We start from the raw sequence: 24,972 nt of genomic DNA, 5'->3' as shown, positions 1-24,972 counted from the left end.
GCGGAGACGCACGGAGTAAGATCCTTGCAGGAAACTTGAGCTTCCCTGTGCCTTCCTCAGTGGAACAAGAACAAGAAATCAACCGTTAAGTGATACAAGGTGACCGCGTCCAGTTGAGCGCAAGGTCGGCTTTCAATGCGGCAGTTGAATGGCACATCCCACCGCGACCGCACCGGGTTAGTCACGGTCAATCGTCGCGCTGACTTGAATGGCCGCTTTCGGCTTTGCCGTATTTTCGACACCGTCCACGCGCGCGCGAACGCACCTGATTGAGTCTGAATGTTGCGGGGCTTGAGAGAACTCGCCCTGGCAGCTTAGAAGGTGACGCCGCCCCTTAACCTGCCGTTAACCGTCTTGGGCTTCCATGGCTTCTGTGGCTAGAGGGGTGATGCCATGCCTGGAAATGACTTGGATGCGATACATTCGCGTCTTTTGCTAAATACATCGCGGGGCATGCGCCTTCCGCACCTGTCCAAGACCTATGTTGATACCCAATTTGAGCGATTCGGACAGGAGCTCTTGCATTGCAAGGCGCCCGACGAGCGGGCCATCGTTCGGAAGGTATCCTGGCGGTTCCTGAACGGGAGACGTTGATCGGTCGTTTCCTGGCGAATCGACACGGCAGGAAAAGCCCGAAGGCTGGTCGGAAAGGCAGCGGTGCTTTTCGTCTGCTTGATCGGAGAGATGCCGCGTCACCCTCTTGGTGCTATCGAATGGAAAAGGCATGCATACGGCTTCAGGAATGTCGCGCAAGCATATCAGGGGGGATTTTTGCGGGGACGAATCACATCACCAGAAAAATACCATATATATCAATATATTACACAACAGGTTTGGCGACCCCGACAGGATTCGAACCTGTGACCTGTCGCTTAGGAGGCGACCGCTCTATCCTGCTGAGCTACGGGGCCGGGCGGCGGGATGCCCGCGCGCGCCGTTTCTAGTCCCATCGCGGGCCGGAGGCAAAGCGCAAAATCCCGACCCGTCCGGGCCGGATGGCCGGCGGATAACCGCCACGCCTCCGCCGCCGCCGCCGAAATCGGCTAGGACTCGCGCCTTCGTGTTGGCATTTGCCCTTCAAAACAGATAGGTTTCGGTGCATGGAACGCCGCCGACAGACGCGGCATCAACACGAGCAGGCAGCATGGACCCCTCGACCCTTTCCCTCGCGCAGGAGATGGATTTCTCCCTGCTGGCGCTCTTCGCGCGCGCCACCTTCACCGTGAAGCTGGTGATGCTCATGCTCGTCGCGGCCTCCTTCTGGGCCTGGGCGATCATCATCCAGAAACACATCACCTTCCGCCTCGCCCGCCGCGAAGCCGAGGGCTTCGACCGCCAGTTCTGGTCGGGCGAGCCGCTCGACGAGCTGTTCGAACAGATCGGGGCGGAGCCGCGGAACGCGTCGCAGCGGATCTTTGCCGCCGGCATGATCGAATGGCGGCGGTCGCATCGCGAAGATGGCGGGCTGATCGCGGGCGCGCAGGCGCGCATAGACCGATCGATGGACGTGACGATCGCCAAGGAGGCCGAGAGCCTCAACCGCGGCCTCGGCTTTCTCGCCACCACCGGTTCGACGGCGCCCTTCATCGGCCTCTTCGGCACGGTCTGGGGGATCAAGAACGCCTTCGAGCACATCGCCATGTCGCAGAACACCAACCTCGCGGTGGTGGCGCCCGGCATTTCCGAAGCGCTGGTCGCCACCGCGCTCGGCCTGCTCGCGGCGATCCCGGCGGTGATCTTCTACAACAAGCTCAATTCCGACAGCGACCGCATCATCGGTGGCTACGAGAGCTTCGCCGACGAGTTCTCCACCATCCTGTCGCGCCAGCTGGACAGCTGAGCCATGGGCGCGGGCGTGGTGAAATCGCAGGACAGCGGCGGGACGCGCCGGCGGCGGCGTGCGCACCGCCACCCGGCGGCGATGTCTGAAATCAACGTGACGCCCTTTGTCGACGTCATGCTGGTGCTGCTCATCATCTTCATGGTGGCGGCACCGCTGATGACGGTCGGCGTGCCGGTCGAGCTGCCCAAGACCGCGGCCGAGGCGCTTCCAACCGAGCAGCAGGAGCCGCTCGTGGTCTCGCTCACCGCGGACGGCCGCATCGCCATCATGACCACCGAGGTGCCCGAGGGCGAGCTTGTCACGCGCCTGCGCGGCATCGCCGCCGAGCGCGACGACGACAAGGTCTTCCTGCGCGCGGACGGCGCGATCGCCTATGAGCGGGTCATGCAGGTGATGGGCGCGCTCAATGCCGGCGGCTTCTCAAATATCGGCCTGGTGACGGATACCGGCGGGCCGACACTCGACGGCGGGGATGGTTAGCCTTTCGAAACTCGATACCGGGGTCAAGGTCTCCGGCGCGGCCCATCTGGGCCTGATCCTGTGGATGGCAATCGGCGGGCTGTTTTCCTTCGATCGTAGCGCCCCCCTCTCGGTCTCCAACGTGACGGTGATCTCCTCCGAACAGTTCGCTGCGATGATGGCCACGGGCAGCCAGGCGCCCGATGTCGCCGAGGCGCCCGCGACGCCGGCACAGCCCGAGGCACCCGAGACCGAGGACACCACCGCCCCGGCGCCCGAGGAATCGCCCGAGACCGCCGCGGCGCCGGAGCCGGCCGAGCCGGACATTCCCGAGCCCGAGCCGCAGCCCGCCGAAGCCGTCGAGACGCCGCAGGCCGAGGTCACCCCCGTCGCCCCGCCGGCGCCCGAGCAACCGGCGCTGCCCGACGGCGCCTCGACCGTTCTTGCCCCGGATAATCCGCCCGCGCCCGACGCCGCGCCGCGGGTCGCGCCGCTGCCCGCCGACCGCCCGGACCCGGAGGCCAATGTCGACGAGGAGGTTCAGCTCGCCGCCCGTCCCGAGCCCGAACCGGAAGCCACGCCCGCGCCGGAGGCGCCCGAGGAAAACACCGCACCGCCGGAAACCGGTACCGTGATCGAGACCGAGGCCAGCGAGGAGGCCGGCGGCACCGCCGTCGCAGCCCTCGCGCCCCCCGGCTCGCCGCGCCCGGCGCGACGCCCGGACCGGCCGACTCCCGCGCCGGCACCTGAGCCCGAGCCGGAGGCCGCCGAAACCGAAACGGCGGAGCCCGACGCACCCGCAGACCCGCTGGCCGACGCCATCGCCGCCGCGGTCGCCGAGGCCGCGACCGATGCGCCGGCCGCCGCCACGCCCGGCCCCGCCCGCCAGGGCCCGCCGCTGACCTCGGGCGAGAAGGACGCGCTCCGGATCGCGGTGCAGCAATGCTGGAACGTGGGCTCGCTCTCCTCCGACGCGCTGCGCACGACGGTGACGGTCTTCGTTCGGATGAACGAGAACGGCACGCCCGACGGCGGCTCGATCCGGATGCTCGATTTCGAGGGCGGCCCGGAGGCCGCCGCGCTCCAGGCCTACGAGGCCGCCCGCCGCGCAATCCTCCGCTGCGGCGCAAGCGGCTTCGACCTGCCGCCCGAAAAATATGATCAGTGGCGAGAGGTCGAGATGGTATTCAATCCCGAAAACATGAGGATTCGATGATGTTCCTGCGTTCCCTTGCCAAAGTCGCCCTGCTGGCGCTGGCCGGTCTCCTGCCCGCCACCCTCCCGGCCCAGGCGCAGGACCGGCTGCGCATCGAGATCACCGAGGGCGTGATCGAACCGCTGCCCTTCGCGCTCCCGGGATTCGTGGCGGAGACGCCCCAGGCCGTGCAGCTTGCCAATGAGATCAGTCGCGTCATCGCCGCCGACCTCGCGGGCACCGGGCTCTTCCGCGAGATCCCCGCTTCGTCCCACATCGCCCGGGTCACCAGTTTCGACGCGCCCGTCTCCTTCCCCGACTGGAAGGCGATCAACGCCCAGGCCCTGATCACCGGCGCCGTCTCCGTCGACGCCAGCGGCCGCGCCAACGTGAAGTTCCGCCTCTACGACGTCTTCGCCGGCGGCGAGCTCGGCGAGGGGCTGCAACTCGGCGGATCGGCCTCGGCCGCGCGGCGGCTTGCGCACAAGGTCGCCGACCAGGTCTATTCGCGGATCACCGGCGAGGGCGGCTATTTCGACAGCCGCGTCGTCTTCGTCGCCGAGGAGGGTCCCAAGAACGACCGCCGCAAGCGGCTCGCGATCATGGATTACGACGGCGCCAACCTGCAATACCTGACCGACAGCGCCTCGATCGTCTTCGCGCCCCGCTTCTCGCCCACCGGCGACCGGGTGCTCTACACCTCCTACGCCACCGGGATGCCGGAGATCTACATGCTCCAGGTCGGCGCGCCGCGGCCGCAGAAGCTCACCGACACGCCGGACACCATGAGCTTCGCGCCGCGCTTCGGGCCGGACGGCGCGCGGATCGTCTATTCGGAGACCCGCGGCGGCAATACCGACATCTTCGTAAAGGCGCTCGGCGGGCAGGCGGTGCAACTCACCAACACGCCCTCGATCGAGACCGCGCCGAGCTTCTCGCCGGACGGCTCCCAGATTGTCTTCGAAAGCGACCGCTCGGGCGTCCAGCAGCTCTATGTCATGCCCGCCGGCGGCGGCGAGGCACGGCGCATCTCCTTCGGCGAGGGGCGCTACGGAACGCCGGTCTGGTCGCCCCGCGGCGACCTGATCGCCTTCACCAAGCAGAATGCCGGCCGCTTCCATATCGGCGTCATGCGCACCGACGGCTCCGAGGAGCGGCTGCTCACAGCCTCCTTCCTCGACGAGGGCCCGACATGGTCGCCCAATGGCCGGGTCATCATGTTCACCCGCCAAAGTGCCGGCGCCACCGGCCAGCCGGCGCTCTACTCGGTCGACATCACCGGGCGGAACCTCCGGCACATCCCGACCCCCGGCGCGGCCTCCGACCCGGCGTGGTCGCCGCTTCTGCCCTGAGCAGGAAGACAAAAAACCGCTTCCTCTGCCACGCCACCGATACGAAGCGTTTCCTTGGTGCAATCAAGGTGGTAGGAGAAGGCAAGGCAGAAGACAGCCAGGAGCAAACAAACATGGCCCATCGAGCAATTTCCGCACTCGTCCTGATCGGAGCGCTGAGCCTTGCGGCCTGCACCGATCCCGACCGCTACGGCGGAGGCGCGGGCGGCGGCATGGGCGGCGGCGCGGGGTCGGCGCAGAACCCCAACTCGCCGGCGTATTTCCAGACCGCGATCGGCGACCGCGTGCTTTTCCCGGTCGACCAGTCGACCCTGACGCCGGCGGCCGAGGCCACGCTCGACGGCCAGGCGCAGTGGATGAACGTCAACACGTCCTACGCCGCGACGATCGAAGGCCATGCCGACGAACAGGGCACGCGCGAATACAACATCGCCCTCGGCGCCCGCCGCGCCAACGCGGTGCAGGAATACCTGATCTCGCGCGGCGTTGCCGGCACACGGCTCGACACCGTCTCCTACGGCAAGGAGCGGCCGATCGAGATCTGCTCCGAGGAGGCGTGTTACGCCCAGAACCGGCGCGCGGTGACAGTGCTGCGCGCGGCGGCGGGAAGCTGAGGAGACCGGCCATGCGCGTGACCGCTCTCGCCACAGCGCTCGCCCTCGCCCTGCCGCTGCCGGCCGCGGCGCAGGACAGCGCGACTCTGGCCGACATCCGGCAGGAGCTCTCGGTGCTCTATGTCGAGTTGCAGACGCTGAAGCGGGAGCTCTCGACCACCGGCGGCGCGCAGACGCTCGCCCCCTCAACCTCGCTGATTGACCGGGTCAACGTGATCGAGAGCGAGTTGCAGCGGCTGACGGCGAAATCCGAGGAGCTGGAGTTCCGCATCGATTCCGTCGTCAAGGACGGCACCAACCGTCTCGGCGACATCCAGTTTCGGGTCTGCGAGATCGACCCTGCATGCGACATCGCCAAGCTGCCCGAGACGCCCGTGCTCGGCGGCGGCACATTGCCGGCTGCGCCCGCCGTGCAGCCCGCGGCGCCCCCGCCCGATGGCGGCCCCGAACTCGCCGTCGGCGAGAAGGCGGATTTCGACCGCGCCAAGGCCGAGTTCGATCAAGGCTCCTTTCGCGCCGCCGCGGACCAGTTTGCGGCCTTTGTCCAGACCTACCCCGCCGGCCCGCTGACGGCGCCGGCACATCTCCACCACGGCAACGCACTGACCGAGCTCGGCGAGATCGCGCCGGCCGCCCGCGCCTATCTGGAGGCCTTCTCGGCCGATCCGGCGGGTGCCGAGGCGCCGATGGCGCTCCTGCGCCTCGGCCAGAGCCTCGGACGGCTGGGCCAGACCAACGAGGCCTGCATCACTCTTGGCGAAGTCGGCACGCGCTTCCCCGGCAGCGCGGCGGCGACCGAGGCGGAGGCATCGCGCGTCAGCCTGGGCTGCCTGTGAGCGGCTGATGTCGTCCGGCCCGGACTGGTTTCGCCTGCCCGGCGATTTCCGTCCGCCGGTGCTTGGCCTCGCGGTTTCGGGCGGCGGCGATTCGATAGCGCTGCTGCGCGCCGCAGCCGACAGCCTCCAGGACATTCGGCTCGACGTCGCCACGGTCGACCACGGGCTGCGCCCCGAAGCGGCCGACGAGGCCGCCTTCGTCGCCCGGACCTGCACCGGGCTCGGCCTCCGGCACGATACGCTTCGCTGGGAGGGCTGGGACGGAACCGGCAATCTTCAGGCCGAGGCCCGCGCCGCCCGTTACCGGCTGCTCGCAGACTGGGCGCGGCAACGCGGCTGCGACGCGGTGCTGCTCGGGCACACCGCCGACGACCAGGCCGAGACCGTGCTGATGAACTTCGCCCGCGGCTCCGGCGTGTCCGGCCTGGCCGGCATGACGGAGAGGGTCGAGACGGCCGGGATGACCTTCCTTCGCCCGCTGCTCGCGGCCTCCCGCGCGGAGCTGCGCGCCTGGCTGCGGGACCGCGGACAGGACTGGATCGACGATCCGTCCAACGAGGATCCGGCCTATACGCGGGTCCGCGCGCGCAAGTTGCTCGCCTCGCTCGAACCGCTCGGCCTGAGCCGCGACCGGCTGACGGACACTGCGCTGAGGATGCAGGAAGCAGACGCGGTGCTGCGCGACCGGGCGCTGGCCTTGGCCGACGCGATCGAGCTGCAGGCGGGCGATGTCCTGCTGCCCCGGGACGCATTCGACGCCGCGCCGGCGGACACCCGCCACCGGGTGCTGGCGGCGATCCTGCGCACCCTGTCGGGCCAGCCCTATCCGCCGCGCTTCCGGCCGCTCCGGGCGCTCGCGCAGGCGCAGGACGGCGTGTTGCACGGCTGCCGTGTGACCTCTGCCCGCGGCCGGATCCGCATCACCCGCGAGGCCGCGGCCCTCGCCGGTGTCACCGCCCAGCCGGGCGCGCCCTGGGACGGCCGCTTCCGCATCACCGGCCCCTTCGTGGCGGGCGACGTGATCGCCGCGATGGGCGCGGCGGCCGAGGGGCCGCTTCCGGAGGCGCGCGACACGCGCCTGCCCAGAATCAGCCTCGCCGCCGCCCCGGCGGTCTGGCGCGCGGGCGAGATGATCGCTGCGCCGCTGGCCGGCATCGGCGTCGGCTGGACCTGCGTTGCCTTGCAGCGCAAGGAGGATTTCCGCGCCGCGCTCGGCGGCTGAGCCGCGCTCACGCCCAGTAGAACAGGTTCGCGAGATAGACCTTCATGATGTAATTCGGCCAGTCCCAGAGCGGACCGGGGCAATTGTGGTCGGTCGTCGCGATCTCCTGGTGGCCGAGGATATGGGTCCGGTCGACAGGAATTGAGTATTTGCCCGCCAGGTAACGGACTAGGTAGGCAGACGCCCAGTATTGTTCCTCGGTCGGGCCGCTCTTGTTGCTCGCGGCATGCTCGATGCCGATGCTGCGCTTGTTGGCCGACGAGCCCGCGTGATGCGCGCGGTCCTTCTCCTTCACCATCTGGTAGACCAGCCCGTCCTGGGACACGACGTAATGGGCGGAGGTCTTCTTGGAGTTGTTCTTCGCGGCGAATGTGTTGATCGCGCTGCCGACATTGGTGCCGCCGGTGATATGGATCACGATCCGGTCGATATCACCCGCGGAACGGCTCATCTCGGTGAAGTTCTGCGAGGCGGCGGGCACGAAGCCCGCGGCGCCTCCATATTCGGAGACATATCCGCGCTTCTCGTAATAGCCGCTGTCGAGGGCCTTCTTCCACCAGGGTTTGCTCATCGTCGAACCTTTCGGGAAAATGTCTGGGTGCAATTGCAAGGGACGCTGGCGCCGGAAACCCTGAAGGGTCAAGCCGGACACCGGCGGGCAGGCTGGAAATCAGTGGCGAAATTCTATCCGACTCTGGCGATTCTCTCAACTTCGGGGACCGGCGGACGCGAAACGGCGATATCGCGTTGAACCTCGTGCGCGATCCACTATCTTAGGATGAACCGGCCGCCGCCCGGCGCGCGGCCCTGTGAGGAGTTCTGCCCCCGTGGGAAATGCCCGTAATTTCGCCTTCTGGATCGTGCTGTTCCTGCTGATCCTGGCCTTGTTCAACCTGTTCAGCGGCGGCCAGACGACGATGGCCACGCGGACGCTCAGCTATTCGGACTTCATCCAGCGCGTCGAGGACGGAAGCATCAGCTCGGTCACGATCGACGGCGAGCGGCTGCGGATCCAAGGCAGCGACGGCACGATGTATTCGTCGGTCCTGCCCGCGGGCACCGACGTCACCGACCGGCTGATCGACAACGGCGTCAAGGTTACCGCCGAAGCGCAGCAGCAGAACGGGCTTCTGGCCTATCTCGGCACGCTCCTGCCCTTCATCATCCTGATCGGCATCTGGATCTTCCTGATGAACCGCATGCAGGGGGGCGGCCGTGGCGGCGCGATGGGCTTCGGCAAGTCCAAGGCGAAGCTTCTGACCGAGAAATCCGGCCGCGTGACATTTGACGATGTCGCCGGCATCGACGAGGCCAAGGACGAGCTCGAGGAGATTGTCGAGTTCCTCCGCAACCCGCAGAAATTCTCCCGCCTTGGCGGCAAGATCCCCAAGGGCGCGCTGCTCGTCGGCCCGCCGGGCACAGGTAAGACTCTGCTGGCGCGCGCCATCGCCGGCGAAGCCGGCGTTCCCTTCTTCACCATCTCGGGCTCGGACTTCGTTGAAATGTTCGTCGGCGTCGGCGCCTCCCGCGTCCGCGACATGTTCGAACAGGCCAAGAAGAACGCGCCCTGCATCGTCTTCATCGACGAGATCGACGCCGTCGGCCGCTCCCGTGGCGTCGGCTATGGCGGCGGCAACGACGAGCGCGAACAGACGCTGAACCAGCTCCTCGTCGAGATGGACGGCTTCGAGGCCAACGAGGGCATCATCATCGTCGCCGCGACCAACCGCCCCGACGTGCTCGACCCCGCCCTGCTGCGTCCCGGCCGTTTCGACCGCCAGGTGCAGGTGCCGAACCCGGACATCAAGGGCCGCGAGAAGATCCTCGGCGTCCACGCCCGCAAGGTGCCGCTCGGCCCGGATGTGGACCTTCGCATCATCGCCCGCGGCACGCCCGGATTCTCCGGTGCGGACCTCGCCAACCTCGTCAACGAAGCCGCGCTGATGGCCGCGCGCGTCGGCCGGCGCTTCGTGACGATGGAGGATTTCGAGAACGCCAAGGACAAGGTCATGATGGGCGCCGAGCGCCGCTCCATGGTGATGACCGAGGAAGAGAAGAAGCTGACCGCCTATCACGAGGCGGGCCATGCCATCGTCGGCATCAACGTGCCGCAGCACGACCCGATCCACAAGGCGACGATCATCCCGCGCGGCCGCGCGCTTGGCCTCGTGCTGTCGTTGCCCGAGCGCGACCAGCTCTCGGTGACCTACACCAAATACAAGTCCAAGATCGCCATGGCGATGGGCGGCAAGGTGGCCGAGGAGCTGATCTTCGGCAAGGAGAACGTCACCTCCGGCGCCGCCTCCGACATCCAGCAGGTCTCCAAGATCGCCCGCGCGATGGTCACCCAGTTCGGCATGTCCGACGAACTCGGCAATATCGACTATGCTAATGAGCAGCATTCCTATCTCGGCAACTACCAGGCAGCCGCGAACGCGTCTCCCGAGACCCAGGAGCGGATCGACGAGGAGGTGCGCCGGCTGGTCGACGAGGGCTACGAGACGGCCAAGCGGATCCTGACCGAGAAGGCCCAGGATCTTGAGAACCTCGCCCAGGGCCTGCTGGAATACGAGACGCTGACCGGCCCCGAGATCGCCAAGGTGATCGCCGGCGAGCCGCTGAACCGCGGCGACGACGACGACACGCCGGCCGACAGCGGCAACGCCCCGTCGCTGACCTCGATCCCGAAGACCAAGCCGAAATCGCCGAAGCCCGGACCGGAAATGGAGCCGGACCCGACGGCCTGACCGCGATTGACTTCGATTCAGAAAAGGCGCCTTCGGGCGCCTTTCTTTGTGTCGCGCTGATGGAGGCGTTGCGTGCGGGGCGCGGAGCCGCGCCGTCGCCGGGCCGCGGCGCGGCGATCCTACGGTGGTGCGGTGTGCTTTATCGTGACGTTTCCGACAAAGCTCGAAACGAAGCGCCGGCTTCACCGATTCGCCGGTCCGTGGGGGTGGCCCGGCGATGGCGCGGCGGCCTTGCGGCCTTGATTCCGCAACAAGGTCCCATTTCCAAACCGATCAACCGGAATCGGTATCAGCCCACCGGCATACGCTGTTCGACGATCTCCGCCCACCAGGAGCATCCCGAGGGAATGGCCTCGTCGGAGAACTCGTATTCCGGGTTGTGGACCATCGCCGTGTCGCCATTGCCGACGAGGATATAGGCGCCCGGCCGCTCCTCGAGCATGAAGGCGAAATCCTCGGCGCCCATGATAAGCGGCGCCGCATCGCATTGGCCCGAGACCGATTTCGCGACCTCCGCCGCAAAATCCGTCTGCGCGTCGGAATTCACCATCACCGGGTAGTTGCGCACATACTCGGTCCGGGCCACGCCGCCGAAGGTTGCCGCCACGCCCTCGGCGATCGCAGCGATCCGCGCCTCGGCGAGGTCGCGCAGTTCCGGCCTGAGGGTGCGCACCGTCCCCCCGAGGCGCACGCGCTGCGGGATGATGTTGTGGGCGTTCGAGGATGGCTCGAAGGCGGTCACCGAGACCACGATCTGTTCGACCGGATCGGCATTGCGCGAGGTGATGCTCTGCAGCGCGGTCACCAGATGCGCGCCCATGAGGATCGGGTCGATGGTCTGGTGCGGTTTGGCGGCGTGGCCGCCCTTGCCCGAAAGCTGGATGTCGAACGTGTCGGCGGAGGCAAAGAACGGTCCCGGCCGAATCGCGAAACGGCCCGCCTCGATTCCGGGCCAGTTATGCATGCCATAGACCTCCTGGATGCCGAAGCGCTCCATCAGCCCGTCTTCGCACATCTCGCGTCCGCCGCCGCCGCCCTCTTCCGCCGGCTGGAAGATCACCACCGCCGTGCCGTCGAAGTTCCGCGTCTCGCAGAGATATTTCGCCGCCCCTAGCAGCATCGCTGTATGCCCGTCATGGCCGCAGGCATGCATGACGCCGGGATTGGTCGAGGCGTGCGGCAGCCCGGTCGCCTCCTCGATCGGCAGCGCATCCATGTCGGCCCGCAGGCCGGTCACGCGGCCCTTCGTATCCGCGCGGCCGCGGATCACGCCCACAACGCCGGTGCGCCCGAGGCCGGTCACAACCTCGTCGCAGCCGAACTCCCTCAGCCGCTCGGCGACGATGCCCGCCGTCCGGTGCGTCTCGAAGAGCAGTTCGGGATGCGCGTGCAGGTCCCGCCGCCATTCGGCGATCTCTTCCTGCAATTCGGCGAGACGGTTTTTGATTGGCATCGCGGCTCTCCCCTTGGGTCAGCGTGTCGGGACGGTCGCCCGGACCATCTTTGGCAGCGGGTGATCATGCGCTGTGGAATAGCGCTCCAGAAGCTGGAGCGGCTTCTCCCGGTCGTCGTTTTCCATGCGCCGCCGCCGATCATGGTCGAGATCGCTCTGCGCCGGGCTGACAGCGGCGAGCGCCTCCCGGCGGTTGTCCGGTTTCACGCTCCGCGTCACCGGCCCTTCGCGCACCTGGCTGTCGGTGTGGCGTCCAAAAGTGGTCGCGTCGAAACCAAGAGTCTCGGCCCACACCCCCCGGCGGATCCCGGGAAACATCGTCATGGCAAGCTCCAGACTCTCCGGAGCACGAGATGTGTCTGCTGTCATGGCGCTGTTGGTAGGGCCATATACCGGCGGTTTCAATGACCGCCTCGCCGTGCCGCCGCCCCGCGGACCGCGTCCGGCCACGGGGCGTGCCGGCGCTGCGGCCTCAGACATTCTCGGAGGAGGCGGCCCAGAGGTTGATGCCCTCTTCCGAGGCGAGGGCGTCGATCTCGGCCAGCTCCGCCTCGGTGAAGTCGAGATTCCCCACCGCGCCCGCGCAGTCGATCACCTGTTCCGGCCGGCTCGCCCCGATCAGCGCGGTCGTGATGCCGCCCTCCCTGAGCACCCAGGCGATCGCCATCTGCGCAAGGCTCTGCCCGCGCCGCTCGGCCACCGCGTTCAGCGCCCGGACCGAGGCGAGCGCGCTCTCGGTGAGGAACCCGTCGCGGAAACTGCTGCCCTTTGTCGCCCGGCTGCCGTCCGGCACGCCGCCGAGATATTTCGTCGTCAGCAAGCCCTGGGCCAGCGGCGAGAAAGCGATGGAGCCCACGCCGAGTTCGGCCAGCGTCTCCTTCAACCCGTCCCGTTCCACCCAGCGGTTGAGCAGCGAATAGCTCGGCTGGTGGATCAGGCAGGGCACGCCCATCTCCTCCAGAAGCGCCACCGCCTCGCGCGTGCGCGCGGAATTGTAGGAGGAGATGCCGACATAGAGCGCCTTTCCGGCGACCACGAGATCGGCCAGCGCCCCCATCGTCTCCTCGAGCGGCGTCTCCGGGTCGAAGCGGTGCGAATAGAAGATGTCGACATAGTCGAGCCCCATCCGCTTCAGGCTCTGGTCGCAGCTCGCGATGAGGTATTTCCGGCTGCCCCATTCGCCATAGGGCCCGTCCCACATCAGGTAACCGGCCTTCGACGAGATAATCAATTCGTCGCGATGGTCTCGGAAATCCGTCCTCAGGATCTCGCCGAACGCCTCCTCGGCCGAGCCCGGCGGCGGGCCGTAGTTGTTGGCGAGGTCGAAATGAGTGATGCCGTGATCGAAGGCGGCCCGGCAGATGTCCTGCTTGGTGCGGTGCGGCGTGTCATGTCCGAAATTGTGCCAGAGCCCCAGCGACACCGCCGGCAGCTTCAGCCCGGAATTGCCGCAACGGCGATACTCCATGCGCGAATAGCGTTCGGGATTGGGAACATAGGTCATGGGAGATCTCCGCAACTTCCGGCGCCCGGTCGGTCCGGACGGCTCGGACCGAGCTTCCTCCTCCGGACCGACGGTTGCAACGGGATTCCGCTCCTCTTCTTCTGCCCGGAAATATCCTCGGGGCGAGGCGCCCCTTCACTCCCGCGCCGCGTTGAAGGTAAAGAGCTGCTCCCCGCCAAGCCGGTAGCCGTCGATCAGCGCACGCGCCCGGTCCGAGATGAGCCAGTCCTCGACCGCCGTCGCCGCCTCCGCCTTTACATGGGGATGTTTCGCCGGGTTCACCGGCAGATAGGCATATTGGTTGAAGAGCGCCGGATCGCCGGCAAAGAGCAGCACGAGGTCTCCCTTGTTGCCGAAATTGAGCCAGCTCGCCCGGTCCGACATCACATAGGCCCCAAGCCCCGCGGCGGTGTTGAGCGTGGCCCCCATGCCTGAGCCGGTCTCCTTGTACCAGCCGACATCGCGCGCCTCCGGGCCGATCCCCGCCGCCTCCCAGAGCGCCAACTCCTTCTTGTGCGTGCCGCTGTCGTCGCCGCGGCTGGCAAAGGGCGCGCGGGAAGCGGCGATGGCCGTAAGCGCCGCGTCCGCCGTCCCCGCTCCCGCAATGCCGGCCGGATCATCGCCCGGCCCGATCAGAACAAAATCGTTATACATGATCTCGGTGCGATGCGCGCCGTCGCCAGAGGCGACGAAATCCTCCTCCGCCGCGCGCGCGTGGACGAGGATCGCATCCACATCCCCCGCCGCACCAAGGCGGATCGCCTGTCCGGTGCCGACGACCAGAAGCTGCACCTCGATCCCCAGATCCGCCGCGATCTCCGGCAGCAACACTCCGGCAAGGCCGGAATTCTCGAAAGACGTCGTCACCGCCAGTTTCATCGTCTCCGCCAGTGCCGTGCCGGCAACGACGGCCGCGACCAGCGCTGCCAAGACCACTCGTATCATTCCACTCATTCCACGATGTCTCCCCTAAGGAACGCCCGTGCCTCGGGCGTCTGTGGTTGCTCGAAAAACGCCTCCGCCGGCCCCGCTTCCCGGATCGTGCCGCGATGCAGGAACAGGACGTCGCTCGCCAGCCGCCGCGCCTGCCCCATGTCATGGGTCGACATCACGACCCGCGTCCCCGCCGCCCGCGCCGCGACCAGCAGCGCCTCGATCTCGCGGGTCGCCCGTCCGTCGAGGCTGGCGCAGGGCTCGTCGAGGATGAGCAGGTCCGGTTCGGTCACCAGCGCCCGCGCCAGCGCCAGCTTCTGCCGCTCGCCACCCGAGAGCACATGCGCCGGCCGCTCCGCCGCCTCCGCCAGCCCGATCCGCGCGAGCCAGCCCGCCGCCGCCTCCCGCGCCTGCCGCCGCGTCCTGCCGCGCAGGATCAGCGGATAGGCGGCATTCTCCAGCACGCTCCGTCGCATCATCACCGGGCTCTGGAAGACGAAGGCCTGCCGCCGCCGCACCTCCCGCTCCAACGCCTGCCAGCGCAGCGTGCCGCCCGAGAGCCGCTCGAGCCCGTGCAGCATCCTGAGGAAGGTCGTCTTGCCTGCGCCGTTCGGCCCGATCACCAGCGTCGTGCCCTCGGCGGCAAGCTCCGCGTCGAGCGGGCCGATAATGTCCCGCCCGTCCCGGCGCACCCGCGCCGCCGAGACTACAAGCGGCAGGATCGAAGCGTCTACCACCGCGCCCCTCCCTCGGTGCGCGAGAGCGTGTGGACCAGCCAGTTGACGCTGATCGCCAGCCCGATCAGCACGAATCCCAACCCGAGCGCGAGCGCGAAGTTCCCCTTGCCGGTCTCCAGCGCGATGGCGGTGGTCAGCACCCGGGTGGCGTGGTCGATATTGCCGCCGACGATCATGATCGCGCCGACCTCGCCGATGCCGCGGCCGAACCCCGCGAGCGCCGCGGTCAGGAGCGCCCGCCGCCCGTCGCGGACGATCGCGGCGATGCGCTGGCGCCGGGTGGCGCCGAGCGAGATCAGCAGGTCGTGGTAATCCGCCCAGAGCTCACGCATCGACTGATGCGCCAGCGAGGCGACGAGCGGGGTGAGAATGAAGACCTGCGCGACGATCATCGCCGCCGGCGTGAAGAGCAGGCCGAAGACGCCGAACGGCCCGGAGCGCGAGAGCAGCATGTAGACAAAGAGTCCGACCGCCACGGGCGGCAGCCCCATCAGCGCGTTGAGGAGCGCGATGGCGGCCCGGCGGTGGCGAAAACGCTTCACCGCGAGCCAGGCGCCGAAAGGGATGCCAATCGCCGAGGCGATGAGCACCGCCGTTACCGTGACTTGGAGCGAACGCAGCGAGATCTCGATCAGGTCGGCATCGAGCGTCGCGATCAGCCGTCCCGCCTCGATTAGTCCCTGCCAGATCTCGTTCACGCAAATACGCCTCCTCGCCGGCGCGACCCTAGCGGGCGAGCCGCCCCCGGGGCCAGCCGAAAAGCGGCGCCGCGGGGCGCGGCAGCGGCGTCACACGGATTCCTATCGATCGGTTCGGAGGACAGCCGCCACACACCGGGACCCGAGGGTCGAGCATCGCACCCTGGCGGGGAGACAAGGCCGAAGGCCGCCGCGCCGCGGCCCGGCGACGGCGCGGTTCCGCACCCGGCCAAACCGTTTTCCGGTCCGGGGGCCGTCTCAGTCGAACGCCGAATAGGGCAAGAAGCGCACCGGGTCGCCGGGGCGAACATGTCGCTCGGCCTCGTCGAGCGCCACCAGCCCGCTCGCCCAGCTCAGACCGGAGATCCGACCCGACCCCTCGCTTTCGAACCGCTCGACACGGCCATCCGTGCCGATCCGTGCCCGCAGGAACTCGGCCCGCCCGGGCTTCTTGCGCTTCTCGAACCCGGCGGGCAGGTCGAGCCCCTGCGGCTCCCGCCAGGCACCACCGGCCAGCAGTTCCAGCGCCGGACGGGCGAAGAGCAGCGCGCAGACGAAGGCCGCGACCGGGTTCCCCGGCAGGCCGAAAACCGGAACGCCGCGCCAGAGGCCGAGCGCCAGCGGACGGCCAGGCTTGATGGCGATGCGCCATGACTGAAGCTCGCCTTCCTCCCGCAAGAGCGCCGAGACGTGGTCCTCGTCCCCGGTCGAAACCCCGCCCGAGGTCAGGATCGCGTCGGCCCCCTCCGCGGCCGCGTCGAGCCGCGCGCGCAGGTCGTTCCGGTCGTCTGAGGCGCAGCCGAGATCGACCGGATCGAAACCCCAACGGGCAAGCAAGGCGAGGAGCATGGGCCGGTTGGCGTCGAAGATCGCGCCGGGTCCGAGCGCCTCGGGCGCGCGCGCCCCGGCCGGAACCACCTCGTCGCCATTCGATAGCACGCCGACGCGCAGGCGGCGAAAGACCGGAAGCTCGGCGAGACCTGCGGCGACGAGCAGGCCGATATCCTGCGGCAGCAAGCGGTGGCCGGCCGGCAGAAGTGCGTCCCCGGCGCGGAAATCCTCGCCCGCCTCCCGCGTGTTGGCGCCGCGCTTCAGAGGGCCGGTGAAGGCAATCCGGTTCCCCTCGCGTGCCACGTCCTCCTGCAACACCACAGTATCGACCCCGCCCGGCAGGATCGCCCCGGTCAGGATGCGGATCGCCCGCCCCGCTTGCACCGCCCCGTCAAAGGGCACGCCCGCGGCGGCCCGCCCCTCGACCAGCGGGAACTCCACCGGCCCCTCCGGCACCGGTCCGGCGAAGCCATAGCCGTCGACGGCGGAATTGGCCGCCGGCGGGTTGCCACGGCGCGCCACCGCCGGCGCGGCAAGGATCGCTCCCACGGCCTCGGTCACCGCCCGCGCCTCCTGCCCGACCACCGGGCCGAGCCGCTGCCTCAGCCGGTCGAGCGCTTCTGCCATTGGCAGCCAGTCCACGCCGGACGGCAGGGCGAAGCAATCGTTGCGAAGCTGCGGCGGCCGGACCATCAGAGCCCGCATTCCGCGCGGATGAACGCCGCGATCCCGGCGGTGTCGTCGAGATGCAGCACCGCCCGGTCGCCGACGCGGTCCCGCACGTCGTCCGGCCGGTCGCTCGCCACGGCGCGAATCGTCGGGTCCTCCGGCGCGATCAGCGAATGTCCCGTCTCGGCCCGATGCGCCTCGATCTTCGGGTGCCGATCGCGCTTGTAGCCCTCGACCAGGACGAGGTCGACGGGATCGAGCCGGTCCAGCAGGTCCGCCAGCGGTGGCTCCGGCGCCTCGCGCAGCTCGTCCATCAACACCCATCGGCGGTGCGAGACCAAAAGCACCTGACGCGCGCCCGCCTCCCGGTGCCGGTAGGAATCCTTGCCCGGCTGGTCCACGTCGAACGCGTGATGCGCATGCTTGACCGTCGAGATGCGGAGGCCCGCGGCGGTCAGTTCCGCCACCAGCCGTTCCATCAGCCCCGTCTTGCCCGAGTTCTTCCACCCGGTGACACCGAAAATCTTCACGTCCTGCCCTCGTCATGGCGTCGCCGGGCAATCTCGAGATCCGCCGGCGTGTTGACATTGAAAAACGGATCTGCGCCCTCCGGCGCGTCGAAGACCACCTCCGACGCGGCATGCGCCTCCGTCCATTGCACCACCTTGCGGGTGCCGCTCTCGAGCGCGCGCACAAGATCGTCGCGCAGCGCCACCGGCCAGAGGCCGAAGGTCGGGTGGCGGCGCCGTCCGCGCTCCGGATCCGGCGTCGCCGCCAGCACGATCGGCGCGTCCGCGAGCCCGCCGCGCAGCCGCGCCACGAGATCGGTCGGAAAGAACGGCGTGTCCGCGGCGACCGAGACGACATGCGTCGCGCCAAGCCCTGCCGCCCAGTCAAGCCCGGCAAGGATGCCGGCGAGCGGGCCGACGAAACCCGCGACGGGGTCGGCGAGCACCGGCAGGCCACAGGCGGCAAACCGCGCCGGGTCGCCATTGGCATTGAGCGCGATCGGCTGCGCCTGCGGTTCCAGCCGGGCGATGACGTGGTCGAGCAGCGTCCGTCCGCCGATCTCGCGCAGCCCCTTGTCGCCACCGCCCATGCGCCGCGCCTGCCCGCCGGCGAGGATCACCCCCGGAATCCGCGCCTCACGCATCCGGCCCCGCCCCCTTGCGGCGGTGCTTCGCGGCCTCCTCGGCGACCTCCTGCGGATCGGCATCGAAATCGAGGCGCTCCGCCCCGCTCAGGCAGAGGAAGCGCCGCCCGCGGAGGCGGCCGATCAGCGTCATGTCGAACTGCCGCGCCAGCTCCACGCCCCAAGCAGTGAAACCAGAGCGCGAGACAAGGATCGGGATCCCCATATGCGCGGTCTTCAGCACCATCTCCGAGGTCAGCCGCCCGGTCGTGTAGAGAATCTTGTCCTCGGGCGCGGTGCCGTTCACGAACATCCAGCCGGCGACCTTGTCCACCGCGTTGTGTCGCCCGACATCCTCCATGTAGACCAGCGGCCGGTCGCCCTCGCAGAGCACCGTGCCGTGAATCGCCCCGGCCTCGAGATAAAGCGAGGGCGTGCGATTGATCTCGTGCGAGAGCCGGTAGAGCCAGCTCGTCCGAAGCCTGGCATCCGGCAGCCGCAGCCCCTCGAGCCCCTCCATCATGTCGCCAAAGACCGTTCCCACGGCGCAGCCGCTGGTCCGAGTCTTCCGCCGCAGCTTTTCCTCGTAGTCGGTCTGCCGTGCGGTGCGCACGACGACCACGCCAAGCTCCGCGTCGTGATCCACGCCGGTGATCGTCTCCTCCGCGGCGAGCATCCCCTGATTGCGCAGGAAGCCGATGGCAAGCAGGTCGGGATGGTCGCCAATCGTCATCGCCGTGACGATCTCCTGCGAATTGAGGAAGATTGTCAGCGGCCGCTCGGTCACCACCCGCGTCTCGACCGCCGCGCCGGTGTGATCCACCCCAACGACCGGCGCCGTCAGCCGCCGGTCCTGCGGATCGGGCCGAACCAGGAAATCACCGCTCTGCCCCGCCTGCGCCAAATCACGCCTCCCCCATGCCGTCCTCCCTGAATGAGGGCGCGGGTTCCGGTTTGCAAGCCTCTTGGGATCGGCCTTCCTGACCCGCGCCCGCGGGCCTGTTTTGTCTTCACGGCGTCTTGAAGTATGACTCGCACTGGACGCGCGCGGGATCGCAGGCCATTCTGCGCGGGGGCAGAAAAGGAAAACCGAATGCGCGTATCGCCTCCTCTCCCTATTGCGCCCGCGCCGACAGGCTTTCCAATCCGACAGGAGTATCAAACGTCCGGAGCCGAGCCGACTCGGTCCACCTGCACTCAGGTCTCTTGATCTCATGAAGGTTCTGCTCGTTCGGCTCCTGCAATGGTCCGTCGGAGGTGTCGTGATCGGCGTGATGGCCGTGACGCTGACGATCGCCTTCGCGGCGCTGATCTACACCGGACCGCTTGCGCAATATCTCGGCGAGGGCGCCAATTTCGCACTGCTTGGCGCCGCCATCATGGCCCTCGTCGGCACCTTCGCCTATTCGATACGGGGCGCGATCGCCAATCCGCAGGATTCCACGGCCGTGGTGCTCGGGTCGGCCGCGATCGGGATCGCAGCCTCCGGGTCCGTTCCGCCGGACGCGCTCTTTCCAACCGTTCTGGCATTGACCGTCGCCGCCTGCCTCGTCGCGGGGGCGAGCGTGTTCCTGGCCGGCATCCTGCGCCTCGGCGCCATGGTCCGCTACACGCCCTATCCCGTCACCGCCGGGTTTCTCGCCGCGACAGGGTATCTCCTGGTGATGGGCGCCATGTCCATCGTGACCCGGGAAAGCGTCACATTGTTCAACCTTTTCAACGTGATCGGAAGCGCTCCGCTGTTCCACTGGCTGCCATGGATTGCCGCTGGCCTGGCGCTGGCAATCATCGCGAACCGGGTGCCCGGGGATTTCACGCTGCCCGCGGCGCTTGGTCTGGCGGCCCTCGGGTTCTTCGGCTTCCTTGCGATCAGGGGCATCTCGCTCGACACGGCGCTCGCACAAGGCCTGCTCCTCGGGCCGTTCCACGAGACGGACCCGGCAGGCGCCCATAGCTGGCAATTGATCCAGCGCATTCACTGGACGGAGGTGGTCGGCGCCGCGCCGGCGCTTGCGGCGGTCGCCGGCCTCGCGCTCCTCGGGTCGCTCCTGAACACCACCGGTCTCGCGATTATCTTTCAGCTGAAAACAGACACCGACCGTGACATGCGCGCGACGGGGCTTGCCAATCTCGCCTCCGCACCCCTCGGCGGATTGCCCGGATACATCATCCTGGGCGAGTCCATCCTGGCGCGACGGATGGGTATCAGCGGACATGCACCGGGCCTCTTCGCGGCGGTCGCATGCGCGGCGGCGGCCATTGTCGGAACCGAATACGTCGCCTACGCGCCCGCCGGGTTGATGGCGATGGTGGTCGCCTATCTCGGCTTCGACCTGCTGGGGACGTGGGTGCTGTCCAGCCGCCGCCGTCTCTCGCAATATGAACACGCGATTGTCCTCTTCATCGTCCTTGTCACCGCCACCTTCGGCTTCCTCGAGGCCCTGGCACTCGGCACGCTCACGGCCGCCGCCATTTTCGTTTTCGCCTACGCGAAGACCGACGTCGTGCGCGCGCGATCCACGCTCGCCTTCCGCCGGTCCTGGATGGAACGCTCCGACGAGGACGTGCGGCAGCTGTCGCAGGTCGGTCATGCCTGCGTCGTTCTGGAACTGTCCGGGTTCCTGTTCTTCGGGACAGCGGACAAGGTGGCCAGGCAGGCGAGCGCAGAACTCGGTTCGGACTCCGACCTCCGGTTCCTGATCTTCGACTTCGGCCGGGTGACCGGCCTCGACGCGTCGGCCTCCGTCTCGCTCGTCGAAATCGTCAGGGCCTCGCGGGAAGCCGGCGTCGAGATGTCCTTCTGCGGCATGTCGCCGGAACTTGAACACCAGCTTCGGCTCGCGATGCCACGGCAACAGGATCTGCGGTTCAACGGAACGATCTACGCCGAACTCGAACGCATCGAGGACCTGCTGCTGACGGAAAGCTGCATGACGCGGCCCGCACCAACGCCGCGCCTTCTGCGGGTCGTTCAGTGCCTCGAGGAGGACTTCGCGGGGTGCCAGGACATCATTCGGCGCGTGTCGTTGCAGGCCGGTCAGGAACTCCTGGAAATCGGCGCCGCGTCAACCGAGCTCTACGTCGTCTCCGGCGGACAGCTCCGCGCGGAGGTCCCGTCCGACGGTGGATCGCGCCAGATCGTCGCCAAGTTCCGCACAGGCGCCCTGATTGGCGAGGTCGCCCATTATGCGGGGGAGCCACGCACCGCCTGGATCGTTGCGGAGACCGCCAGCGAGGTCATCCGTGTCGATCTCGGGGAAATGGAACCGTCCCGATCCGCGAGCCTTCTGGAGTTTCACAAGGCATCCGCCGAAGCCATGGCGCGACGGATCATGCGCATGACGGAATACAACCGTCGCGCAGATCCGGGGAAGGGCTAGGGCATCTCGATCGGGGTCCGGTCGGGGTTGCGGGCCGGCAAAGTCGAGTGCGCGGCTTCGCTGATGCAGCACACGCTATGAAGCCTGAGCACTCCCGGACCGGACGATGGGGAGAAGCGCGGCGAACGACTGTGACGAGCCGGTTCACGACGTCGATGCATGGCGCGGCACCGTTTTCAGCGCCGGTAAACAGGATCGGCGACGAGAATTTCGATCCCCGTTCAGCCGACCTTCGGCTCCCGAATTTCTGCACTGTTGCTTCGGAACCCCTGACATATCGGGCTTTCTTATACCGATCCGAGTCCAGCCTTGAGTAATTCTGCCAAAGGCGGCGAATGAGTGTTTTACCGCGGTGCTCTGTCGTCCATCAGGTCAGCTTCGGCGTTTTCCGCGGCCCAAGCGCTCGCGGCCTCCACCGCAACCGGAGTCGCCCCGGGAACAACGCTAATGTAGCTGTCCGTATCTTCAACCGGCATCTGCGTGCGTCGCGACATACGGTATATCGCGTAAACTGCGATCACTGTGAAGATCGCCCCAAGAACCGACCAAAATGCGAATGGGCCAGTCGCATCCATTGTCCACCCGGTAATCAGAGGTCCCGAAATTGCTCCTGCGCCAAACACGAAGACGAGTCCGCCGGATGCCCCGGGCATTTCCTCAGCGGTGAGATAGTCGTTGGTGTAGGCCAACAGCAGAGCATAAAGCGGTGTCGTCATGCCGCCTGCGATAAATGCCGCACTTATCAGCGCAAATTCATTGTCTCTCGCGAAAAATCCAAGGACGCAAAAAACGGCGCCTGTCACCGCCGACCCACAAATCACTTTGCGACGGTCGACACGGTCAGAAAGCCATCCGATCGGATATTGAAATACGAGTGCTCCCGCAAAGAGGGCCGCCACGAACAACGAGATTGCATTTGCCGTCATGCCCGTCTGAACGCCGAAGACAGCGCCCATACCAGATTGCGTCGCGTAGATTGCGCCGAGGAAGAAAATTCCGACCGCGCCCAGTGGAGAACTCGAATACAGGTCCTTGAGTGACATCGGGCGAGACACATCAGAGGCCGGCGCGGGAGAGACCGACAAGAGGATCGGTGCAAAGGATATCGAGACGAGGATCGATGCCCCGATGAACAGGGTCGATGTTGCCGCGTCGCCGAGCGTGAGCAGCCACTGCGCACCGATGATCCCCACGGTCTGACAAATCATGTAGGCCGCGAGGACCTTGCCCCTTGTCTCGTTCGTCGACTGTGCGTTCAACCAGCTCTCTGCGGTAACGTATATGCCCGACATGCAAAAGCCGATCAGGACGCGCAGAGCGGTCCAAGACCAAGGGTCCGACATGAGCGGAAAGGCAATCAATCCTGCCGACATCAACCCCCCGAGGGCGCCGAAGACGCGTACATGTCCCACACGTCTAATCAAACCTGGACTGTGGTTCGCGCCTGCGAGAAAGCCTGCAAAATACCCCGAAGTTATGATGCCCAGCTCGGGTGCGGAAAAGCCTTCGATATCGCCACGTAGCCCCATCAGCGTGAACTGCATGCCGTTTCCGAGCATAATTAGAACGATGCCGACCAGAAGCGCCGTGATACCTCCAAATGCCTGCAATCATCCGCTCCGCGTGTTCCTTTGACTGTTGTTACACAGCCTAAAGCGATAGACGGCACATGCCAACGTCTCGAGAGCGAACTCCAACTTAGTCCCGTGATGCCATGAAGTATTTTACAACAATTTCAATTAATTGTCCGGAAGTTACTCATTTCCTGAGCATCGAACAATGGCTCGGTGTTGACCGCAGAATCAAGGCGGAATCGAGAACACCAACGTCCGGAATGTCGGCGGTCCTGTCCTCGATGTGAGCCGCTGGGAAGGTCCGGTTCCCGTCTGCCTTGTGAAACCCCGAGCACGTATTCTGGGCATGAGTCCGTCGCCGCGAGTTTCCGCTCTGTCGTCACGGTAGACGGTCATGACCGCCTTGGCCTGTCCAATTTGGAAGTTCTCGAAGACAGGACGTCCTCTAGGTTCTGGACCAATTGATTTGGTTGCGGTCGCCGCGCCGGGCTGATTCAAGCTCCTGAACTTCAGGAGGCGTGATGAGCAACTTGTTTTGGCTGAGCGACGAGCATGATGGCGCGGCTGAGACAGTATTTTCCGAAGAGCCATGGCAAGCCACGCGTGGATGATCGGCGTGTGTTAAGTGGAATTATCTTTATCAATCGCAATGGTTTGCGTTGGTCCGACGCGCCGCGAGAATATGGTCCACCGAGAACCCTCTACAACCGCTGGTAGCGATGGAGCGACAAGGGCGTGTTTGCCCGGATCATGGAAAAGCTCGGCGCCGAGCATTCTGACTACAAGGCGATCATGATTGACGCGACCTATCCCAAAGCCCACCGCACGGCATCCAGCCTGGCTGTGAAAAAGGGGGCGTGGGCGTCTGATCGGGCGAACCAAGGGTGGCATGAACACCAAGCTTCATGCCGTCACAGACGCCTCTGGCCGTCACATCCGGTTCTTCATGACCGCCGGTCAAGTCAGTGACTATACGGGCGCGAGGGCGCTTATAAGAAGTTTGCCCAACGCCGATTGGATGATTGTCGACCGAGCTTGCGATGCCGACTGGTTCCGGGATGCGTTAAAAGACAAAGGGATACGCCCTTGCATCCCGGGCAGGAAGTCGCGTGACAAACCCGTTCGATACGACAAGCGCAAATACAAGCGCCGCAACCGTATCGAGATCATGTTCGGTCGGTTGAAGGATTGGCGCCGCATTGCAACCCGCTACGACAGATGTCTGAAGGTGTTCCTGTCAGCCATCGCACTCGCGGCCGCCGTCATCTTCTGGTTCTGAATTTCAATGAGTCTGGAGCCTAAATGTGGATATGGGCGGGAACTGACCGGTCGGCCCGGCGTTCAATCGCACTACTTCTGATGCTCTGCATCTCATTTATTTTGACCTGAGACCCTGTCCGTCGTCAGAGTATTTCGGAGATCGCGAGGTTTCTCGTAGCGAGAGTTCCGGTTCGGTTTCCGTTTGAGATTATGCGGCAGCGTTCTGATGCTGCAAGCGGCGTTTCCGGATGGTCTGTTTCTTGATCTCCTCTCTCATTGACAGGATCTGCGCGCCGCGGCCGTGGTAGACATCGGCGGGCGTCAGGTTGCCCAGGCTCTCGTGGTAACGCTGGTTGTTGTAGTAGTCGACGAAGGCTTCGATCTGCCGCTCCAGGTCGCCAGGCACGTAATAATTCTCCAGCAGGATGCGGTTTTTCATTGTCTGATGCCAACGCTCGATCTTGCCCTGGGTCTGTGGATGGTGGGGGGCGCCTCGGACGTGATCCATCCCCTTGTCCTCGAGGAAGTCCGCC

The 24,972-nt window shown here is 66.6% G+C and carries 22 protein-coding genes, 1 tRNA gene and 1 pseudogene; 10 read left to right on the top strand and 14 right to left on the bottom strand.

Features of this window, described 5'->3' with window-relative positions; all coding sequences use genetic code 11:
- Positions 1–834 precede the first annotated feature (834 nt).
- Positions 835–911 (bottom strand) — tRNA-Arg (locus tag EU800_RS22280).
- Between the two features lie 233 nt (positions 912–1,144).
- Between EU800_RS22280 and tolQ the strand changes: the two genes are divergently transcribed.
- The 7 genes from tolQ to tilS all read left to right on the top strand — a co-directional run bounded on the left by tolQ (position 1,145) and on the right by tilS (position 7,521).
- Entirely contained in the window at positions 1,145–1,840 is a 696-nt protein-coding gene (tolQ, locus tag EU800_RS22275; protein WP_129635718.1) for a protein TolQ, read from the top strand.
- 3 nt (positions 1,841–1,843) lie between these two features.
- Positions 1,844–2,323 carry a protein TolR gene (tolR, locus tag EU800_RS22270; protein ID WP_129635717.1) on the top strand — a complete coding sequence of 160 codons (480 nt, stop codon included), beginning with the start codon at positions 1,844–1,846 and terminating at the stop codon, positions 2,321–2,323.
- On the top strand, positions 2,316–3,518 hold the full coding sequence (locus EU800_RS22265) for a hypothetical protein (protein WP_129635716.1): 1,203 nt from the start codon (positions 2,316–2,318) through the stop codon (positions 3,516–3,518). The genes tolR and EU800_RS22265 overlap by 8 nt, the downstream gene beginning before the upstream one ends.
- Entirely contained in the window at positions 3,515–4,849 is a 1,335-nt protein-coding gene (gene tolB, locus EU800_RS22260; protein WP_129635715.1) for a Tol-Pal system beta propeller repeat protein TolB, read from the top strand. The genes EU800_RS22265 and tolB overlap by 4 nt, the downstream gene beginning before the upstream one ends.
- A gap of 113 nt (positions 4,850–4,962) precedes the next feature.
- On the top strand, positions 4,963–5,463 hold the full coding sequence (gene pal / locus EU800_RS22255; RefSeq protein ID WP_129635714.1) for a peptidoglycan-associated lipoprotein Pal: 501 nt from the start codon (positions 4,963–4,965) through the stop codon (positions 5,461–5,463).
- A gap of 11 nt (positions 5,464–5,474) precedes the next feature.
- Complete coding sequence (ybgF, locus tag EU800_RS22250) at positions 5,475–6,299, top strand: tol-pal system protein YbgF (protein ID WP_129635713.1); 825 nt, start codon at positions 5,475–5,477, stop codon at positions 6,297–6,299.
- A 7-nt stretch (positions 6,300–6,306) separates the two neighbouring features.
- Positions 6,307–7,521, top strand: coding sequence for a tRNA lysidine(34) synthetase TilS (tilS, locus tag EU800_RS22245; RefSeq protein ID WP_129635712.1), 1,215 nt, complete (start codon positions 6,307–6,309; stop codon positions 7,519–7,521).
- A gap of 7 nt (positions 7,522–7,528) precedes the next feature.
- Here tilS and EU800_RS22240 read toward each other — a convergent pair whose 3' ends face one another.
- Positions 7,529–8,092: an N-acetylmuramoyl-L-alanine amidase gene (locus EU800_RS22240; RefSeq protein WP_129635711.1), complete on the bottom strand. Its 564-nt coding sequence runs from the start codon at positions 8,090–8,092 to the stop codon at positions 7,529–7,531.
- A 256-nt stretch (positions 8,093–8,348) separates the two neighbouring features.
- Here EU800_RS22240 and ftsH point away from each other — a divergent pair, with 256 nt between their 5' ends.
- The gene (gene ftsH, locus EU800_RS22235) at positions 8,349–10,268 is read left to right on the top strand and encodes an ATP-dependent zinc metalloprotease FtsH (protein ID WP_129635710.1); all 1,920 of its coding nucleotides are present in this window, start codon (positions 8,349–8,351) and stop codon (positions 10,266–10,268) included.
- 289 nt (positions 10,269–10,557) lie between these two features.
- On the opposite strand, the gene EU800_RS22230 is transcribed toward ftsH, so the two are convergent.
- The 10 genes from EU800_RS22230 to EU800_RS22185 form a co-directional block, all read right to left on the bottom strand.
- Positions 10,558–11,721 carry a M20 aminoacylase family protein gene (locus EU800_RS22230; protein WP_129635709.1) on the bottom strand — a complete coding sequence of 388 codons (1,164 nt, stop codon included), beginning with the start codon at positions 11,719–11,721 and terminating at the stop codon, positions 10,558–10,560.
- 18 nt (positions 11,722–11,739) lie between these two features.
- A complete protein-coding gene (locus EU800_RS22225; protein WP_129635708.1) occupies positions 11,740–12,045 on the bottom strand; it encodes a hypothetical protein in 306 nt (101 codons plus the stop codon).
- A 148-nt stretch (positions 12,046–12,193) separates the two neighbouring features.
- Positions 12,194–13,225, bottom strand: coding sequence for an L-glyceraldehyde 3-phosphate reductase (mgrA, locus tag EU800_RS22220; RefSeq protein WP_129635707.1), 1,032 nt, complete (start codon positions 13,223–13,225; stop codon positions 12,194–12,196).
- Positions 13,226–13,360: 135 nt separating this feature from the next.
- Positions 13,361–14,170, bottom strand: a complete 810-nt coding sequence (locus EU800_RS22215; protein WP_129635720.1) for a substrate-binding domain-containing protein — start codon at positions 14,168–14,170, stop codon at positions 13,361–13,363.
- Positions 14,171–14,175: 5 nt separating this feature from the next.
- Positions 14,176–14,895, bottom strand: coding sequence for an ATP-binding cassette domain-containing protein (locus EU800_RS22210; RefSeq protein ID WP_129635706.1), 720 nt, complete (start codon positions 14,893–14,895; stop codon positions 14,176–14,178).
- Complete coding sequence (locus EU800_RS22205) at positions 14,889–15,593, bottom strand: ABC transporter permease (protein WP_129635705.1); 705 nt, start codon at positions 15,591–15,593, stop codon at positions 14,889–14,891. Before EU800_RS22205 ends, EU800_RS22210 begins: the two co-directional genes overlap by 7 nt.
- Positions 15,594–15,851: 258 nt before the next feature.
- Entirely contained in the window at positions 15,852–17,120 is a 1,269-nt protein-coding gene (locus EU800_RS22200; RefSeq protein WP_242500696.1) for a molybdopterin-binding protein, read from the bottom strand.
- Positions 17,117–17,623 (bottom strand): molybdopterin-guanine dinucleotide biosynthesis protein B, encoded by a 507-nt coding sequence (gene mobB / locus EU800_RS22195; protein WP_129635703.1) that lies wholly within the window; start codon positions 17,621–17,623, stop codon positions 17,117–17,119. The genes EU800_RS22200 and mobB overlap by 4 nt, the downstream gene beginning before the upstream one ends.
- Positions 17,620–18,246, bottom strand: a complete 627-nt coding sequence (mobA, locus tag EU800_RS22190; RefSeq protein ID WP_129635702.1) for a molybdenum cofactor guanylyltransferase MobA — start codon at positions 18,244–18,246, stop codon at positions 17,620–17,622. Before mobA ends, mobB begins: the two co-directional genes overlap by 4 nt.
- The gene (locus EU800_RS22185) at positions 18,239–19,129 is read right to left on the bottom strand and encodes a formate dehydrogenase accessory sulfurtransferase FdhD (RefSeq protein ID WP_242500688.1); all 891 of its coding nucleotides are present in this window, start codon (positions 19,127–19,129) and stop codon (positions 18,239–18,241) included. The genes mobA and EU800_RS22185 overlap by 8 nt, the downstream gene beginning before the upstream one ends.
- A gap of 310 nt (positions 19,130–19,439) precedes the next feature.
- On the opposite strand from EU800_RS22185, the gene EU800_RS22180 reads away from it, so the two are divergent.
- The gene (locus tag EU800_RS22180) at positions 19,440–21,605 is read left to right on the top strand and encodes a SulP family inorganic anion transporter (protein WP_129635700.1); all 2,166 of its coding nucleotides are present in this window, start codon (positions 19,440–19,442) and stop codon (positions 21,603–21,605) included.
- A 344-nt stretch (positions 21,606–21,949) separates the two neighbouring features.
- Here the strand turns inward: EU800_RS22180 and EU800_RS22175 are convergent, their stop codons facing one another.
- On the bottom strand, positions 21,950–23,215 hold the full coding sequence (locus tag EU800_RS22175) for an MFS transporter (RefSeq protein WP_371685660.1): 1,266 nt from the start codon (positions 23,213–23,215) through the stop codon (positions 21,950–21,952).
- Positions 23,216–23,700: 485 nt separating this feature from the next.
- Between EU800_RS22175 and EU800_RS22170 the strand changes: the two are divergent.
- Positions 23,701–24,458, top strand: a pseudogene (locus EU800_RS22170) (IS5 family transposase).
- A 189-nt stretch (positions 24,459–24,647) separates the two neighbouring features.
- Here EU800_RS22170 and EU800_RS22165 read toward each other — a convergent pair.
- Positions 24,648–24,972 (bottom strand): integrase core domain-containing protein (locus EU800_RS22165; protein ID WP_129635699.1); only part of this gene is annotated, 325 nt, incomplete at its 5' end.

This window comes from Tropicimonas sp. IMCC6043 (assembly GCF_004146235.1).
In the GTDB taxonomy this organism is placed as follows: domain Bacteria; phylum Pseudomonadota; class Alphaproteobacteria; order Rhodobacterales; family Rhodobacteraceae; genus Tropicimonas.
Note: the sequence above shows the minus strand (reverse complement) of the source record. Positions and strands in the feature narration are given on the sequence as shown.